The organism is Candidatus Synechococcus calcipolaris G9 (assembly GCF_029582805.1).
In the GTDB taxonomy this organism is placed as follows: Bacteria; Cyanobacteriota; Cyanobacteriia; order Thermosynechococcales; family Thermosynechococcaceae; genus Synechococcus_F; species Synechococcus_F calcipolaris.
Genome location: NZ_JAKKUT010000007.1, coordinates 22,953 through 37,970, shown reverse-complemented (window position 1 = coordinate 37,970; position 15,018 = coordinate 22,953). Strand labels below are relative to the sequence as shown.

Genomic DNA, 15,018 nt, shown 5'->3' with positions numbered 1-15,018 from the left:
CATGGTTAAGGGAATTCCGGCCAACTGGGTCGTTCTGTATTTGCCCCTATGGTTCCCCTAGCGTTGCTGAATAAATTTATGGGTTTGGGGAATGACGCGAACGATCCTGAGGTGTTCCTTCAATGCAGCCTGCCACAGTAAAACCTGCCCTGGATCCGGGGGAAGGGTATGGCGACCCGTACCAATGGGTGTTACAGGTTGGAGAAAGATGGGGATATGGGGATCGATAGCGGCAATCAGTGACCGTAGCTGTTCTCGATCCCGGTCGCTGGTGGCATGGGAAATAATGACTTTGCAAAAGACATCCACTTTGGCCTGGTGGCACAGTTCTAAAAAGGTGCGATGGGCTGACCAATGACATTCACCGCTCACACTGGGTAGTTTGATATCCATGCCAATACTGTCTAGGTAGGGCAATAGGGGGGGCAAGGCATCGGGATGGTGCCCCCCCGTTTCCAGATAGAGGGGTAAGCTGGTGCGTTGCTTAAGGCGGGGTAGGAGTTGGCTAAGAAATTTTGCCTGTAATAGGGGTTCCCCCCCCGTGAGGCTAATACTATCGTGCAAGCCAGGATGATTTTGGCGATCGCACCAGGTCAGTAGTTGCTCAAGGGTGACGGGATTCGGCACAGAAATAAAATCCCGCTCTCCTGGGGTGAGTTCAATTTGGCATTGACGGGGAGGATGCCAGGTGTGGGCACTATCACAGTAGCGACAACGGAGATCACAGCCAGCAAAACGGATGAACAATTGCCGAGTTCCCACATTCGCCCCTTCCCCCTGAATGGCAGAAAAGAGTTCGATTAAGGGGGCAGTATTGGTCGATTCCATGGTGAAAGTTAGGAATTAGACATAAATAAATTTTTCATTGCCGAAGGGGTAAGCTGCGATAGACAATATAAGCCTGTGCACATTTACGGTTTCTGTGTCCATGGCTCAGCCTACCCATAAGTTTAACGCCCGTGTCTGGCAACAGTTCCTGGAGATCGCCCAGCCCTACTTTTTCCCCCGCGATCGCCGCGGCAGTACGGTTCTCTTTTTGGTTCTGCTGCTCTTGGTCATTGTCTTCATGTTTGGGGTGCTATTTTTTCTGACTGCGGGTGTGAGTTGGGGACTCAAAGCCCTATTCCCAGACGTGATGGGCCCGATTGTGGAGGGACTGGTGGCAACCACTCAGGGAATCCTGAGATCGCCGGTTTTGGGGACGGTCATGGCGGGCACATTGGTGATTCCGGCAGCTATTTTCTTTTTACTGAGACCGCAAATGCTCCCCCGCTGGCAAGCCTGGACATTGTTGGGCTTACTACTGATGCTGTCCCTGTCGGTGAGTGGCTTAAATGTGATCATTAGTTTTGTCGGCCGCTTTTTTCAAACAGCCCTAGCGGAGCGGCAGGAAGCCACCTATTGGCGGTACCTGTTTGTCTATGCGGGGGTGTTTGTGGTCGGTACACCCATTGTGGTGATTTACCGTTATGTGCGGGAATACCTGGGGCTACGCTGGCGAGATTGGTTGACCCGATATTTTCTAGATCGCTATTTTAATGATCGGGCCTACTACAAAATTGAAAATCAAGTTGATATTGATAACCCGGATCAACGGATTTCTGAGGATATTCGCTCCTTTACCCAAACATCTCTGCAATTTCTACTCATTATTTTAGGTTCCCTCATTGATCTCATTGCCTTTACCGGCATTCTCTGGACGATCTCCCGCACCCTTACCCTCACCCTGATTGGCTATGCGCTGGTGGGCACCGTAGTTACGGTGTTTTTGGGACAGCGTTTAATTCGCCTGAACTTTAATCAACTCCGCCGCGAAGCCGATTTTCGCTATGGCCTCGTCCATGTGCGCGATAATGCCGAGTCCATTGCCTTTTATCGCGGGGAAATGCAAGAATCCCTCCAAGTCCGGCAGCGGTTTATGGAGGTTTTGAAGAACTATAACCTACTCATTGGCTGGCAACGAAACCTGGAGTTTTTTACCACGGGCTATAATTATTTTGTGATTATTGTGCCCGCGGCCTTGGTGGCACCCCGCTATTTTGCCGGAGACATTGATTTTGGGGCCATTAGTCAGGCCAGTTTCGCCTTTAGCCAGGTGTTGGGTGCCCTATCCTTAATTGTGAATCAGTTTAGTAATTTAAGTGGTTTTATTGCCGGAGTTGAGCGTCTGGCGGGCTTTACGGAGGTTTTGAATCATCAGCCCACCCTCACTGAGGCGCAAACGACGATTACCTTAACGGAAGCTCCTCGGTTTGCCCTTCAAAATGTCACCGTGGAAACCCCTAATTATGAGCGGCGTTTAGTCCAGGATATTTCCTTTGCCCTAGAGCCGGGGGAAGGGTTAGTGATTATGGGCCCCAGTGGTGTGGGCAAAAGCTCCCTCCTCCGGGCGATCGCCGGTCTTTGGCAGGCTGGTCGCGGCGAAATTATCCGGCCCCGGGCAGAGGATGTGCTCTTTTTGCCCCAACGGCCCTACATGGTTCTCGGTTCCCTGCGCACCCAGCTACTCTATCCCCACGGAGATGTGAATACCACTGAAGAAAAAATGTTGGCTGCCCTGCGGGAGGTGAATTTAGGTAGTTTGCCCGATCGGGTCGGCGGCTTTGATGTCACCCTAGACTGGGCCGATATTTTATCCCTGGGGGAACAACAGCGATTAGGCATTGCCCGACTCTTGCTGAATCACAGCCCCTATGCCATTTTGGATGAAGCCACCAGTGCCCTAGACTTAGGCAATGAAAGGCGGGTCTATGAGCATATTCAGGCCACCACCCGGAACTTCATCAGTGTGGGCCACCGCGAGAGCTTACTGCAGTACCACACCTATGTTTTAGAAATTGCCGCAGAGGATCAGCAATGGCGATTTTATCCGATCAAGGCTTAACCAAACTCAACCAAAGCGGCCGCTGACATAATCATGGGTGATGGGGTGGGTCGGGGCCTGGAAAATCTTTGAGGTGCGATCGTATTCCACTAAATAGCCCACTTTCTGCCCTTCAGGGGTTAGTTCCACATTGAAAAAAGCCGTCAAATTTGATACCCGGGCCGCCTGCTGCATGTTATGGGTGGCAATGACTAGGGTATAGGTTTGTTTGAGGCGATGGAAGAGTTCTTCTACCTTCAGGGTGGCAATGGGGTCTAAAAAGGAACAGGGTTCATCCATTAAAATCACATCGGGCTGAATGGCGATCGCCCGGGCAATACAGAGCCGTTGTTGTTGGCCACCGGAGAGATTGAGGCCATTTTCATTGAGTTTATCCTTCACCTCATCCCAAAGAACAACCTGCTGGAGTGAATGTTCCACCAACTCATCCATATCCCCAGCATAGCCATTGATTCGCGCACCAAAGGCAACATTCTCGTAGACCGACATTGGAAAAGGATTGGGTTTTTGAAAGACCATGCCAATGCGACAGCGAATATCTATCACATCCCAATGGGGATCATTGAGATCCTGACCCCGATAGCTGAGATTGCCCCCGACCCTGGCTCCCGGAATCAGTTCATTCAGGCGGTTAAAGCTGCGTAAAATACTGGTTTTACCACACCCGGAGGGGCCAATGAAGGCAACAATATCGTTTTTAGGAATCCCAATCGTTACATCCCGTACCACTAGGCGATCGCCGTAGTAAACCCTCAAGTTCTCGGCCCGCAAAACAATTTCAGAGCAGGTTTCCGAACCGGGCTGTACAGGAGCAAAGATCATGGCATCAGAACGAGAGGAGGGGAGTGATCGGCATTATGGCAATTTTGACAGTTTGACTATGGCGATATAGCTATGACAATGTGACTATGACAATTATGACAAAAATCTCCAGTCCTTAAACGTGGCTGCCTGGCCAATTCGTTGCCCCTGTTCATCCAATACCACCCAAATACAAGCATTCTCAATTTGAAAGCGTTGCCCCGTGGTGGAGATGCGTACTCCCGAATAATTCTCGGTGTAGCCTTGGGCGGCCGCTGCGGCTAAACGTTGCTGACGTTCGGCCTGCAATAGGGGTTCCGCCGTCAAACGGGAGGGCATCTGCCGCAGGGTTGGCCAATCCAGTTGCCACAGGTTTAGGGCCGCCTGATTGCCGTAGTTGAGAATAGGATCTGGCTCTATGCCGTGGGATAACACCGGTTGGGGCAAGGTAAAAAGAGCCTCCCCTAGGGCTTGATCCGTGGGGTAATGATCCGGCAGCAGCGATCGCCCCGTCCAGTGATAAAAACTCTGGCAAAGCCGCAAACTATGGTGAATCACCCACTTGTCTTGCCAGGGAGGAATCAATTTCATTGGCAAAGTAATTTAAGTAACGCTTCTCCCATTTCTTGGCACCCCAGGATGGTCGTGTCTGGAGCAGCCAAATCCGCCGTGCGATACCCCTGATCTAAAATACTCAGCACCGCTGTTTCAATGGCATCTGCCGCCGCTGGTTGATTTAAGCCATAGCGCAACATCATCGCCCCACTTAAAACCATCGCCAAGGGATTGGCCTTATTTTGCCCAGCAATGTCCGGGGCGGAACCATGGACGGGTTCAAAGACCCCGGGCCCCGTAGCCCCCAAACTGGCGGAAGGTAACATACCAATACTGCCGGTGAGCATGGCGGCCGCATCGGACAAAATATCCCCAAATAGGTTCCCCGTCACAATGGTGTCAAACTGCTTGGGCCAACGTACCAATTGCATGGCGGCATTATCCACGTATAGATGGCTCAGTTCCACGTCCGGGTAGTCCGCACTCAGGGCCGTGAGGCGATCGCGCCAGAGTTGGGAGACTTCGAGAACATTGGCCTTATCGACGGAGCATAGTTTTTTATTGCGCTTACGGGCAGTTTCAAAGGCGACCCGACCAATGCGATCGATTTCCGATTCGCTATAGGCCATAGTATTCACCCCCCGCTTCTCCCCCGTTTCCGAGGCAAATACTCCCTTGGGCTGGCCAAAATAGATACCGCCGGTGAGTTCCCGTACCACCATCAAATCTACCCCGTCAATCACCTCCGGCTTTAAGGAAGAGGCCCCAATTAACTGGGGTAGGATCCGCGCCGGACGCAAGTTTGCAAAGAGACCCAAGCCCGATCGCAGGGCCAATAATCCCGTTTCCGGCCGCAGGTGGCGGGGCAAGGTATCCCATTTTGTGCCGCCAATGGCCGCAAGGAGGACGGCATCACTATTTTTGCAGGTCTCTAGGGTTTCTTCCGGCAGGGGAACCCCAACGGCATCAATGGCACAGCCTCCCATCAGGGCCGGCGTAAACTCAAAGGTTAAGTTAAAGCGGGGGGCGATCGCTTGGAGTACATCCACGGCCACGGCCATAATTTCCGGGCCGATACCATCTCCAGCTAAAACCGTAATGCGATAGGTGTATGCCATAAAAACGTCGGTAAATGTAGTGAAACCAAAGTGACATTTTACCGCAATTTTTCGGCGTTAAATCTGCCGATCCTGCCAACCACAGTGGGAACAGGTGCATTGACCCATCTGGGCCTGGGAGAGGGGGATGGGACGACGGCAATGGGGACAGCGGCCCGTAAAGTAGGGATGGGATACCAGTAAACGAATTTGTTCTGTGGGTGACAGGTGGGAGAAAGCCTTCTCTAAGGTGGAAGGATTTGTTTGCCCAGGGGAAAATAAAAGGGAACCGGACGGCATCATAAAGCACCAATCAAGAAAGCACAAAGCACCGATCAAGAAATTTTTCTTAATACTTTAATCTTGGCAGAGGGTATAGGCGGAAAACTAGCGTATAAATACGGATATTCCGAATATTTTTCCGTTACTTTATTCCCAACTCTTCATACTCGAGTCTGAACCTTTAATTTTTAAGACTTTTAATTCTTCAGACTCTTAATTCTTAAGAAAATCCATGATACGCTCTGCGGCCAGAGTTAGGGTCTGGCGATCGCGCACAAGGGCAAAGCGGACAAATCCCTCCCCAGTGGGGCCAAAGCCAGAACCGGGGGAGGCGGCCACCCCCGTATGGAGGAGTAATTCTTGGCAAAAGCCCAGGGAATTATGGTGCCAGGGGTCAGGCAAGGGGGCCCAAATATACATGGTTGCTGGCGGCGTTGTCACGGGCCAGCCCTGATCCTGAAGAACTTCAATAAAGCGATCGCGGCGATCGCGAAAGGTGTCTATGGTAGCTTGAATTTGATGATGAGGGCTGTTGAGGGCGATAATGCCCCCCCGTAAAATGCCAGCGTACTGATTAAAATCAATGACGGACTTAATCTGAGCTAAGGCTTGGATCAACTGGGCCCGGCCGATGGCAAACCCCAGCCGAAATCCCCCCATGTTGTAGGACTTGGATAGGCTAAAAAATTCAATACTACAGGAGCGATCGCGATCGGCTTGAAAAATAGAAGGTGCAGGGGGCGCGTCAAAGACCAAATCCACGTAGGGAAAATCATGGACGAGGACAAGACCATGACGCTGGCAAAATTGAACCGCCTCTTGGAAAAAACTGAGGGGGGCGATCGCTGTGGTGGGATTATGGGGATAGCTGAGGATGAGGAGTTTTGCCTGGGCAAGGATGGTTGCGGGAACATCGCTCAACATGGGTAAAAAGTCATTTTCTGGCCGCAAGGGCATCGGATAGATGCGGCCCCCGGCTAAATGCACCCCGCCGGCATGGGATGGGTATCCCGGATCCAGGACTAGGGCATAATCCCCCGGATTCAAAAGGGCTAGGGGAAAATGGGCCGTTCCTTCCTGGGAACCAATCAAGGCCAGCACTTCGGTTTCCGGATCCATTTCTAGGCCAAATCGCCGCTGATACCACTGGGCCGCCGCCTCCCGAAAGGGACGGGTACTCTGAAAGAGTTGGTAGCCATGGCTTTGGGGATCCCATAGGGCCAACTGGATCTCTGCCAAAATCTCATCGGCAACGGCTATATCCGCCGACCCCAAGGATAGATCAATAATGTCCTGTCCAGACTGACGGGCCACGGCCTTGACCCGATCCATCCCCGCAAAGACATTTCCTTCTAAGTTAGCGAGGCGATCGGCAAGGGGGAACATGGACATTCAAGGGAAATTATTTAGTTGGCGATATATTTTTTATTATATCCCCGCCGTCAACACACCAAAGAATAGGAATAATCCTCCCCCTAAAAGGGTCAATGTGCGCTCAGACAGTTGTCTGGCCATGAGATGACCACCCCAAACCGCAATCAATAGACATAAAGCATGGCCTAGAATCGCGCCAGCGGCAACGCCCCAGGGATTGTAGGTGGCGGCCATAGTAATTGTGGCAAATTGGGTGCGATCGCCCCATTCTGCGACAAAGGTTAAACCAAAGGCCTCGAAAATAATTCCGAAAATAGGGTGATCTCGCCACTGCTGTCCCTGTACTTCTGCTTTTTCCACCGCTGCTTCCGCTTCCACAATTTCCTCAGAATCGTCACTAAGAAGGGTGTTCTTCATCATCCAACCTCGGTATAGCAGCCGGAGACCAAAAAAGGTAAACAGGGCGATCGCCCCATAGTGGGTATACAGTGGCGGCAAAAGGCCAAAAACTTGGCCCGCTAACACTGCCAAAACAGTCATGAATGTCAGGGCAAGCAAGGCCCCCAAAAACACCCAGCGTTTACCATGGCGACTCGCCAGAATCATGGCAATAAAAAAAGACTTATCCCCCAATTCGGAAATCGAAATCAAGGTCAGTCCCGCCACAAATCCCGTCAACATCGATCGCCCCCCTAGAAGTTCTCTGATAAACGCGAGAGAATAAAGGTAATCATAAAATCCGAAACTAGCAAAACGCTAGAATCACAAAGCATCGTCCCGTTGACAGCCCACTGTTCCACTTTGGAGAATCCGTGTCATGAGTAAACCCCTAACCCTAGATCAGGTTGTTGCTCAGTTTGCCCGTGGTATCCGTAGTTTTCGTGGCGTTGATCTGAAAGGTAGTCAGTTTCCCCTCGTGCAGTTTAGCCATATCGACCTGGTCGGAGCCAACCTCGAGAATATCAATTGGAGTGGTGCAGACTTAATTAAAGCCAATCTCAGTCGGGCAAATCTGCGGGGTGCAAAGCTCATTGGCGCGGATCTCAGTGGTGCCAATCTCGTGGATGCCAACCTGGAAGAAGCTATCCTCAGTGGAGCTATTCTCGTCGGTGCCTATCTTTCCCGGGCCAATCTCCAAAAAGCCGTCCTCAGCGGTGCCATTCTCACTGGAGCCGTACTCCGGGATAGTAAATTACAGGGTATTAATTTGGTGGGGGCGGATCTATCCTCCACGGATTTGTATGGTGCCGATGCCCGCCAAACGGATTTAGAGGAAGCCCAACTCATTGGGGCGATTTTGCCCAATGGCCAGGAGGTACTTGATCCTGCCTATACCATTGAAACGGAATTTTCTGAGAATCATGTCTTAGACTTGGATGCTGAGGGTCATCCCACCTCCATCACCCAACCCGATTGGGACAACGAGTCACTGATTGATGCTTTCTTAGACCCAAAGGAATTTCCCTCTGCCGCCTTTCATAATGGCGATCTGCAATTACAAACCCTGGGGGGCGATCGCTGGCAACTCAGTACCATTTCTGGCCAAGTCATTGCTCTCCTTGAAAAAGATGGAGATGCCCAGCGTGTCAGATTATATGCTGATACCCCCTTTAGGGATGCCGTTGCCGAAGCCCTGATCCAGCATCACTTCTATCCCCACCCCACCCAGCCCCATAGCTCCCAAGCCGATGATGTCTATCATTATGTAGCCGTTGACCCCAACTATCAGGCCACCTACGGAACCAGTCGCCAACTCTGGAAAACCTGGTGGATGACCCTCAAGGATCAACCCGATGACATCATTCCCGATCTACAAATTTTAGAGAATAATCAATGGTACCCCGTCCAAGAGATTAGTTTTGTGGCCCAACCCCAGGGCGATATTCTCATCAAGCGATCGCCTGAAGCCGATGTCATTCTCCCCACCGATGTCAACATTGTCTGGATTCAAAAAATTGACGAGCTACCCTCTGCCTTCCTTGCCACTGATACCGAAAATGACGAGTCAGAAGTTGAGCCTACTCAAGTAGAACCGGATTGGCTGCTCCTAGGGGAGGTCATTACCTACAAAACTGGAGTCCTGCGGATCCAAACCACCGTGGGAGAACTCTGCATTGAAGGCGAAAATATTCGCTGCCTCTACCAAGGGCAACCCATTCCCCTAGAGGAACTCGGCGAAATTAATGAACTCGATTAGCCTACTAACTAACTTATTATTTTTTGCTATTTAGGGTATCCAGCAAGGGCTTGACCTGATTGGGCTTGACCTGGGTGTAACGTTTTTTAGCTACAACCATCACTGGGCCACGCTTGCACTGTCCCATACATCCCGTTGCCTTAAGACTGACCTGATCATGGAGATTAGCTGCAACAAGATTCTGTTCAAGGGCTTGCCATAGCTCCTTGCCCCCCCGCCGACAACAGGAAGACTTTTGACACACGAGTATTTTGTCCTTGCACCCCTTATCCTGAGGTTTCTTGTCCTGGGTAACCGAGGGGCTTTGATCCAGAGGTTGCTCCGCAGCTTTTGCTAAAATTTCTACATAGTCTGCCTTGTAACGATAGTCCTGTTTTTTCGGTTTATAGACCCGCTCTCCCATTACCCGCAGGCGATCGCCCACACTGGGCCAGATAACTAATTCCCGCCAGACTCGCTTGTGTAGCTTGATGTAATAGGTTTCTCCCCCGTCCACCTTAAGGCATACTGCCCTAGGATGCTCACCGGGTTTAAGATCAATGTCCGTAACCATCCCATCCAAGGCAAACCGACATAGGCTAGGCGTATAGGAGACGTTCATAGAAGCAGCTAGGAATAATTCTCATTAAACTCCAGTGTAGCACTTTTCCTGTCTTTAGCCGTGATCATGATATTCTGCAACCGCTGAAATGTTACAATAGCTCCGTTCTATAGCCAATGAGTGACAGCCTTGAGTCAGGCGACTGATCTTTCTGCCATTGATTCCCCTCGGGTAGATGAGTTTCTGCAAGAGCTAGCCACAATTCAAAATATTGGGCCAAAGCGTATTGCTCTACTAGGCTCTCGTCATGTGCCTATTACCCACCAACATCTGATTGAGATGATGAGCTACGCCCTCGTCCTTGCTGGCAATCGCCTGATGACCTCCGGCTCCATGGGAACCAATGCGGCGGCCATTCGTGGTGCCATGCGAGCCGACCCCAACCTGTTGACCGTAGTCTTACCCCAAAGCATGGAGCGGCAACCCCGCGAATCACGACAACAACTCGACAAGGTTATGCATCTGGTGGAAAAGCCGGAAAACGATCAATTACCCCTCGCCGAAGCCAGTACCCTCTGCAATCAAGAGATTATTTCCCGCTGTCAGCAACTTATTTGCTTTGCCTTCCATGATAGCCACACCCTTTTACAAACCTGTCAAGTGGCTGAAGAACAGCACAAAGTTGTCACCCTATTTTATTTCGATTAATATTTTATTTCGCTTAATTGTCCTCTATATTTTTCTCCTGATTTTTTTGGGTTTGTAGCGTAGCAATAGCAAACCTTGCTAGAATCGTAAAGCACAAAAAATCACACATCCAAGGTCTTGGGGTGTCTTGGTGAGCGGGAAGAACATTTCCACTCAATCAAGGCTTACTTGGATGGAGGTTAAACCCACAGGAGAAAACTCAATGTCGGTACTCAGTCTCGCTCAGATGCTCGAGGCAGGGGTTCACTTCGGGCACCAAGCTCGGCGGTGGAATCCCCGTATGTCTCAGTACATTTTCACCGTTCGCAATGGCGTTCACATTATTGATCTGGTGCAAACGGCCCAGTTGGTTGATGAGGCCTATCATTATGTGCGCGAATCCTCTGAATCTGGGAAACGGTTTTTATTTATTGGCACAAAGCGTCAAGCCGCCGGAATTGTCCACCAAGAAGCCAGCCGGTGTGGCAGTTATTTCGTCAACCAACGCTGGTTGGGGGGAATGCTGACCAACTGGAATACGATTAAAATGCGGGTTGAGCGGCTCAAGGAACTGGAATATATGGAAGAGAATGGCCTGATTCACCTCCGGCCTAAACAAGAAGCGTCCGTACTCCGCCGTGAATTATCCCGTCTGCAAAAATACCTAGGTGGCATCAAGCAAATGCGGCGGTTGCCTGATATTGCCCTAATTGTGGATGTCAAGCGTGAGTACAATGCCGTCCAGGAATGTCAAAAGCTAGGTATTCCCATTGTGGCGTTGCTAGATACCAACTGCGATCCTAATCAGGTGGATATTCCCATTCCTGCTAACGATGATGCCATCCGTTCGATTAAGCTGATTGTGGGGAAACTTGCCGATGCCATCTATGAAGGCCGCCATGGTCAAGTAGATGACGCAGAGGGCGAGATGTCCGATGAGGATGGGGCATTTTCTGATGAATCAGATGAAAATGATGATTTCCCCGACTTGGATGATGCTACGCCTTCAGAGGGCAGTAGTGATGATCCGGATGCGGATGCTCAAGACACAAAGACTGAAACTGATGCCTAAAGCAAGGGGAAGATAACCATGGCTGAAATTTCCGCCAAGTTGGTCAAGGAATTGCGCGATAAGACCGGGGCCGGCATGATGGACTGCAAAAAAGCCCTCACCGAATCTGAGGGAGATGTGGAGCAGGCGGTGGGTTGGTTGCGCCAAAAAGGTCTTGCATCCGCAGGTAAAAAGGCAGGCCGCCAAACCGCCGAAGGACTGGTGGATAGTTATATCCACACCGGTGGTCGTATTGGCGTGCTGGTTGAAGTCAACTGCGAAACTGACTTTGTGGCCCGAAATGAAAAGTTCAAGGCCTTGGTGCAGGATATTGCCAAGCAAATTGCGGCCTGCCAAAATGTCGAGTACGTTTCCGTTGAAGACATTCCCGCTGATCTGATTGAAAAAGAGCGACAAATTGCCCTCGGCTCCGATGCCCTTCAGGGGAAACCCCAGGAGGTGAAGGAAAAAATTGTTGAAGGTAAGTTGAAGAAAACCTTGCAGGAAATGTCTCTCCTGAATCAGCCCTTCATTCGGGATCAGGCAAAAACCGTTGAGGAACTGGTAAAAGAGCACATCGCTGAATTAGGCGAGAATATCCGCATTCGTCGCTTTAATCGCTTTATTCTTGGTGAGGGGATTGAAAAGCAGGAGTCTAACCTAGCGGCGGAGGTTGCAGCCCAAACCCAAACAGCCTCAACGCCCCCTGTGGAAGCTGCACCCCCTGAACCGGATCCGGCTCCACCGAAGGCCACGACAGCGAAAAAGCCTCGCTCTACAACCTCGCGTTCTAAAAAGAAGAAAGGTTGAGATAAACTCCCGACTGATCACACGTCTGCCATCGCCTCTATACTCATCAACCTGATACTTGGATAGCCAGTTTTGGGGTATATTGCATTGCTGTCCATCATGTTCATCGTACTGGTGGGGTTATTTTCCTGTTTGAGTCAATGGAGTGTGGGCAGGCGTTCCTTCATTTTGGGAGTTGGGACTTGGTGTAATTAACGTGAGCTTGGTTTAAGCAAGTTTTTCTGAACTGCTATGGAAGTAACGTTAGGAGATCATTACACTTTCATGAAAAGAGGGAAACCCTCAATTTCACCTATTGAACGGAAGGGAGACTCCAAACTCATTGATGTAAAGCTTTGTAACAAGATTCCATTCTTCTGGTTCTATAGCTGTCGCTTCTTCTCTTAGAACATTTCTGATAAGGGGGTGTGTTGGCTCTCGCCTCCAGCCAGGGGTTCCACCCCTGCACCCCGTCCTAACCTAGGTAACGATAGCTATATCTTCTCTAGCATGGCTTCATACAGCGGTTTTCATGACTGACTGGCACGGTAGCAGCAGTGAGTAAAATAATTTTTCCAGTGGTGATAGGGGTTGAGTAAAATAAAGTGTATCAACTTAGTAGAGAATTTGCTGTATTGAGACTGCATTTGCGAATTCATCGAGGTACTCCAAGGTGACAGATGCCATATCCTATTGAAAAAAAACTTGTTGTCGCTGTCTCTTCAAGTGCGCTTTTTGATCTTTCTGAATCCCATGCCGTTTTCATTGAGAAGGGGCCGAAGGCGTATAAGGAATTTCAGGAAGCCAACTTAAATAAAATCCTTGACAAAGGAGTTGCCTTCCCCTTTGTTCGACGTTTCTTAAACATTAATAAACGCTTCCCGAAGCAGTCCCCTGTAGAAGTGGTTCTTTTATCTAGAAATTCAGCCGTCACAGGGAGGAGAGTTTTTCATTCAATCACACACTATGCCCTAGACATTACACGCGCAGCTTTTATGGAGGGAGAGTCTCCATATGAATACATTCCAGCATTCAATGCGTCCCTATTTTTATCAGCCAACGAGGAGGATGTAAAGAAGGCCATAAGCAGCAACTACCCTGCTGGCATTGTTCTCCCCAGCAAGGTTAATGATGACGAATCAGAAGAAGAACTTCGGATAGCCTTCGACTTCGATGGCGTTATTGCTGATGATGAGTCTGAAGCTGTTTATAAAGGAGGCGACTTACCTGGGTTTAACACTTATGAAGTTGCCAATGCCCACATTCCTCACAATCCCGGGCCTCTTGCAAGCCTTTTTCAGAAGCTTTCATTGATGCAAAAGCTTGAAGACGATGAGGAAGAGAAGGACAGAGATTACAAACGAATTATTCGGACAGCAATTATTACGGCCCGAAGTGCGCCCACACACGAAAGAGTGATAACAACCCTAGAACACTGGGGGGTAAGCGCAAACGCAACGTTCTTCTTGGGCGGAATGAAAAAGGATCGAATTCTTACTCGGTTCAAACCGCATATGTTCTTTGATGACCAAAGAAGTCATCTTGAATCGGAGGCAGGTGATATACCCATGGTTCACATTCCCTTTGGCATTGCCAACACAACCATTGAGCAACTTGCTCCAGAGGAAGGTACCGGCGACTGGCCGGCTTTACACCCTGAAGCTTTACGTTAACTGACTCTATTTGGCCTGTGCGACATCCACAGAGTTTACCTGTCAGGTCAAGACATGACCTTGTCTCGAAAAAGTGGAAGCGGGCAGACGGAATCGAACCGACAACATTAGCTTGGAAGGCTAGGGTTTTACCATTAAACTATGCCCGCAACAATAAAGCGCATTTTTTATCATAGCCCACTCTTTACCTCAATATCACCCCCCAACCATGGGAATATGGGGAGATGTGTGTCAAGGAAGCAGATATGGGGACTCCATTTGAGTGGTTTCAAGCGATTGTTTTAGGCTTGGTGCAGGGAATTACGGAATTTCTTCCCATCAGCAGCACTGCCCACCTCATTATTTTTACGGACATTTTTGGCTGGAAAGATGTTTGGGATAAAACGGCCCTAGATGCCATTCAGTTTGGTAGTGTCATTGCTGTCTTTAGTTATTTTTGGTCGGATATTCGTCATATTTCGGTGGGGGCGTGGCAGGCATGGCGTTCCAGGGATTGGCAACGGGAAGAGTGGAAGATTTTTGTGGGCATTTTTGTGGGAACGATTCCTGCATTGGCGGTGGGGTATGCCCTGAAGGAATCTGGGGTGGAACTTGATAGTGCCGGACTAATTGCCACTATGTCTCTGGTGATGGCAGCTCTGTTGGCCCTTGCGGAAAAGATTGGCTCACGAAAGCGTAATTTTGACCAACTCACGATTCAGGATGGCATTTTGGTGGGATTAGGACAAACGATCGCCCTGTTGCCTGGTTCTTCTCGTTCGGGGTCAACTCTGACAACAGCGCTATTTTTGGGACTGCAACGGCAAACGGCAGCCCGTTTTTCATTCCTTTTAGGAATTCCCACCCTGACGATCGCCACGTTAGTGCAGGCGAAGGATGTGATTGATCAAGGGGATTTGATTTTTCCCTTACTCCTGGCGATCGCCTCCACCTGTGTTTTTTCCTATTTGGCCATTGCCTGGCTGCTGCGGTATCTACAACAGCGATCGACCTGGGTCTTTGTCTGGTATCGCTTTGGCCTAGGAACCGTTCTCTGGCTGGCGATCGCCCTGGGAGCTATGAATCCCTAGATGTTGTGTCCATCTCC

Annotated in this window: 15 protein-coding genes and 1 tRNA gene; 7 read left to right on the top strand and 9 right to left on the bottom strand. The window is 50.0% G+C overall.

All coding sequences use genetic code 11. From position 1 onward, the window contains the following. Positions 1–57: 57 nt before the first annotated feature. Positions 58–828 (bottom strand): 7-carboxy-7-deazaguanine synthase QueE, encoded by a 771-nt coding sequence (locus tag L3556_RS14110; RefSeq protein WP_277867976.1) that lies wholly within the window; start codon positions 826–828, stop codon positions 58–60. 100 nt (positions 829–928) lie between these two features. On the opposite strand from L3556_RS14110, the gene L3556_RS14105 reads away from it, so the two are divergent. Further along, the gene (locus L3556_RS14105) at positions 929–2,884 is read left to right on the top strand and encodes an ABC transporter ATP-binding protein/permease (protein ID WP_277867975.1); all 1,956 of its coding nucleotides are present in this window, start codon (positions 929–931) and stop codon (positions 2,882–2,884) included. A gap of 6 nt (positions 2,885–2,890) precedes the next feature. On the opposite strand, the gene pstB is transcribed toward L3556_RS14105, so the two are convergent. The 6 genes from pstB to L3556_RS14075 all read right to left on the bottom strand — a co-directional run bounded on the left by pstB (position 2,891) and on the right by L3556_RS14075 (position 7,674). Next, positions 2,891–3,706: a phosphate ABC transporter ATP-binding protein PstB gene (gene pstB, locus L3556_RS14100; protein ID WP_277867974.1), complete on the bottom strand. Its 816-nt coding sequence runs from the start codon at positions 3,704–3,706 to the stop codon at positions 2,891–2,893. A 93-nt stretch (positions 3,707–3,799) separates the two neighbouring features. Further along, positions 3,800–4,276, bottom strand: a complete 477-nt coding sequence (locus L3556_RS14095) for an MEKHLA domain-containing protein (RefSeq protein ID WP_277867973.1) — start codon at positions 4,274–4,276, stop codon at positions 3,800–3,802. Further along, positions 4,273–5,358, bottom strand: coding sequence for a 3-isopropylmalate dehydrogenase (gene leuB / locus L3556_RS14090; protein WP_277867972.1), 1,086 nt, complete (start codon positions 5,356–5,358; stop codon positions 4,273–4,275). Before leuB ends, L3556_RS14095 begins: the two co-directional genes overlap by 4 nt. Before the next feature lie 57 nt (positions 5,359–5,415). Further along, positions 5,416–5,640: a hypothetical protein gene (locus L3556_RS14085; protein ID WP_277867971.1), complete on the bottom strand. Its 225-nt coding sequence runs from the start codon at positions 5,638–5,640 to the stop codon at positions 5,416–5,418. Positions 5,641–5,832: 192 nt separating this feature from the next. After that, on the bottom strand, positions 5,833–7,005 hold the full coding sequence (locus tag L3556_RS14080; RefSeq protein WP_479682452.1) for an LL-diaminopimelate aminotransferase: 1,173 nt from the start codon (positions 7,003–7,005) through the stop codon (positions 5,833–5,835). Between the two features lie 42 nt (positions 7,006–7,047). Further along, the gene (locus L3556_RS14075) at positions 7,048–7,674 is read right to left on the bottom strand and encodes a TMEM165/GDT1 family protein (protein WP_277867969.1); all 627 of its coding nucleotides are present in this window, start codon (positions 7,672–7,674) and stop codon (positions 7,048–7,050) included. 136 nt (positions 7,675–7,810) lie between these two features. On the opposite strand from L3556_RS14075, the gene L3556_RS14070 reads away from it, so the two are divergent. Then, positions 7,811–9,190: a pentapeptide repeat-containing protein gene (locus L3556_RS14070; RefSeq protein WP_277867968.1), complete on the top strand. Its 1,380-nt coding sequence runs from the start codon at positions 7,811–7,813 to the stop codon at positions 9,188–9,190. Positions 9,191–9,206: 16 nt separating this feature from the next. On the opposite strand, the gene L3556_RS14065 is transcribed toward L3556_RS14070, so the two are convergent. Further along, positions 9,207–9,791, bottom strand: a complete 585-nt coding sequence (locus L3556_RS14065; protein WP_277867967.1) for a (2Fe-2S) ferredoxin domain-containing protein — start codon at positions 9,789–9,791, stop codon at positions 9,207–9,209. A gap of 129 nt (positions 9,792–9,920) precedes the next feature. Here L3556_RS14065 and L3556_RS14060 point away from each other — a divergent pair, with 129 nt between their 5' ends. The 4 genes from L3556_RS14060 to L3556_RS14045 all read left to right on the top strand — a co-directional run bounded on the left by L3556_RS14060 (position 9,921) and on the right by L3556_RS14045 (position 13,931). Beyond that, positions 9,921–10,439: a DNA recombination-mediator protein A gene (locus tag L3556_RS14060; RefSeq protein ID WP_277867966.1), complete on the top strand. Its 519-nt coding sequence runs from the start codon at positions 9,921–9,923 to the stop codon at positions 10,437–10,439. Positions 10,440–10,641: 202 nt separating this feature from the next. Then, on the top strand, positions 10,642–11,490 hold the full coding sequence (gene rpsB, locus L3556_RS14055; RefSeq protein WP_277867965.1) for a 30S ribosomal protein S2: 849 nt from the start codon (positions 10,642–10,644) through the stop codon (positions 11,488–11,490). A gap of 18 nt (positions 11,491–11,508) precedes the next feature. Then, positions 11,509–12,279, top strand: coding sequence for a translation elongation factor Ts (gene tsf / locus L3556_RS14050; protein ID WP_277867964.1), 771 nt, complete (start codon positions 11,509–11,511; stop codon positions 12,277–12,279). A gap of 659 nt (positions 12,280–12,938) precedes the next feature. Continuing rightward, positions 12,939–13,931: a 5'-nucleotidase gene (locus L3556_RS14045; protein WP_277867963.1), complete on the top strand. Its 993-nt coding sequence runs from the start codon at positions 12,939–12,941 to the stop codon at positions 13,929–13,931. 78 nt (positions 13,932–14,009) lie between these two features. On the opposite strand, the gene L3556_RS14040 is transcribed toward L3556_RS14045, so the two are convergent. Next, positions 14,010–14,080, bottom strand: a tRNA-Gly gene (locus L3556_RS14040). Positions 14,081–14,176: 96 nt separating this feature from the next. On the opposite strand from L3556_RS14040, the gene L3556_RS14035 reads away from it, so the two are divergent. Continuing rightward, entirely contained in the window at positions 14,177–15,001 is an 825-nt protein-coding gene (locus L3556_RS14035; protein WP_277867962.1) for an undecaprenyl-diphosphate phosphatase, read from the top strand. Positions 15,002–15,018: the final 17 nt, after the last annotated feature.

What these genes read in the sequence shown, in the direction of transcription:
- L3556_RS14110 (WP_277867976.1), bottom strand. Translation starts at nt 828, where the DNA reads ATGGAATCGACCAATACTGCCCCCTTAATCGAACTCTTTTCTGCCATT.
- L3556_RS14105 (WP_277867975.1), top strand. Translation starts at nt 929, where the DNA reads ATGGCTCAGCCTACCCATAAGTTTAACGCCCGTGTCTGGCAACAGTTC.
- pstB (WP_277867974.1), bottom strand. Translation starts at nt 3,706, where the DNA reads ATGATCTTTGCTCCTGTACAGCCCGGTTCGGAAACCTGCTCTGAAATT.
- L3556_RS14095 (WP_277867973.1), bottom strand. Translation starts at nt 4,276, where the DNA reads ATGAAATTGATTCCTCCCTGGCAAGACAAGTGGGTGATTCACCATAGT.
- leuB (WP_277867972.1), bottom strand. Translation starts at nt 5,358, where the DNA reads ATGGCATACACCTATCGCATTACGGTTTTAGCTGGAGATGGTATCGGC.
- L3556_RS14085 (WP_277867971.1), bottom strand. Translation starts at nt 5,640, where the DNA reads ATGATGCCGTCCGGTTCCCTTTTATTTTCCCCTGGGCAAACAAATCCT.
- L3556_RS14080 (WP_479682452.1), bottom strand. Translation starts at nt 7,005, where the DNA reads ATGTTCCCCCTTGCCGATCGCCTCGCTAACTTAGAAGGAAATGTCTTT.
- L3556_RS14075 (WP_277867969.1), bottom strand. Translation starts at nt 7,674, where the DNA reads ATGTTGACGGGATTTGTGGCGGGACTGACCTTGATTTCGATTTCCGAA.
- L3556_RS14070 (WP_277867968.1), top strand. Translation starts at nt 7,811, where the DNA reads ATGAGTAAACCCCTAACCCTAGATCAGGTTGTTGCTCAGTTTGCCCGT.
- L3556_RS14065 (WP_277867967.1), bottom strand. Translation starts at nt 9,791, where the DNA reads ATGAACGTCTCCTATACGCCTAGCCTATGTCGGTTTGCCTTGGATGGG.
- rpsB (WP_277867965.1), top strand. Translation starts at nt 10,642, where the DNA reads ATGTCGGTACTCAGTCTCGCTCAGATGCTCGAGGCAGGGGTTCACTTC.
- tsf (WP_277867964.1), top strand. Translation starts at nt 11,509, where the DNA reads ATGGCTGAAATTTCCGCCAAGTTGGTCAAGGAATTGCGCGATAAGACC.
- L3556_RS14045 (WP_277867963.1), top strand. Translation starts at nt 12,939, where the DNA reads ATGCCATATCCTATTGAAAAAAAACTTGTTGTCGCTGTCTCTTCAAGT.
- L3556_RS14035 (WP_277867962.1), top strand. Translation starts at nt 14,177, where the DNA reads ATGGGGACTCCATTTGAGTGGTTTCAAGCGATTGTTTTAGGCTTGGTG.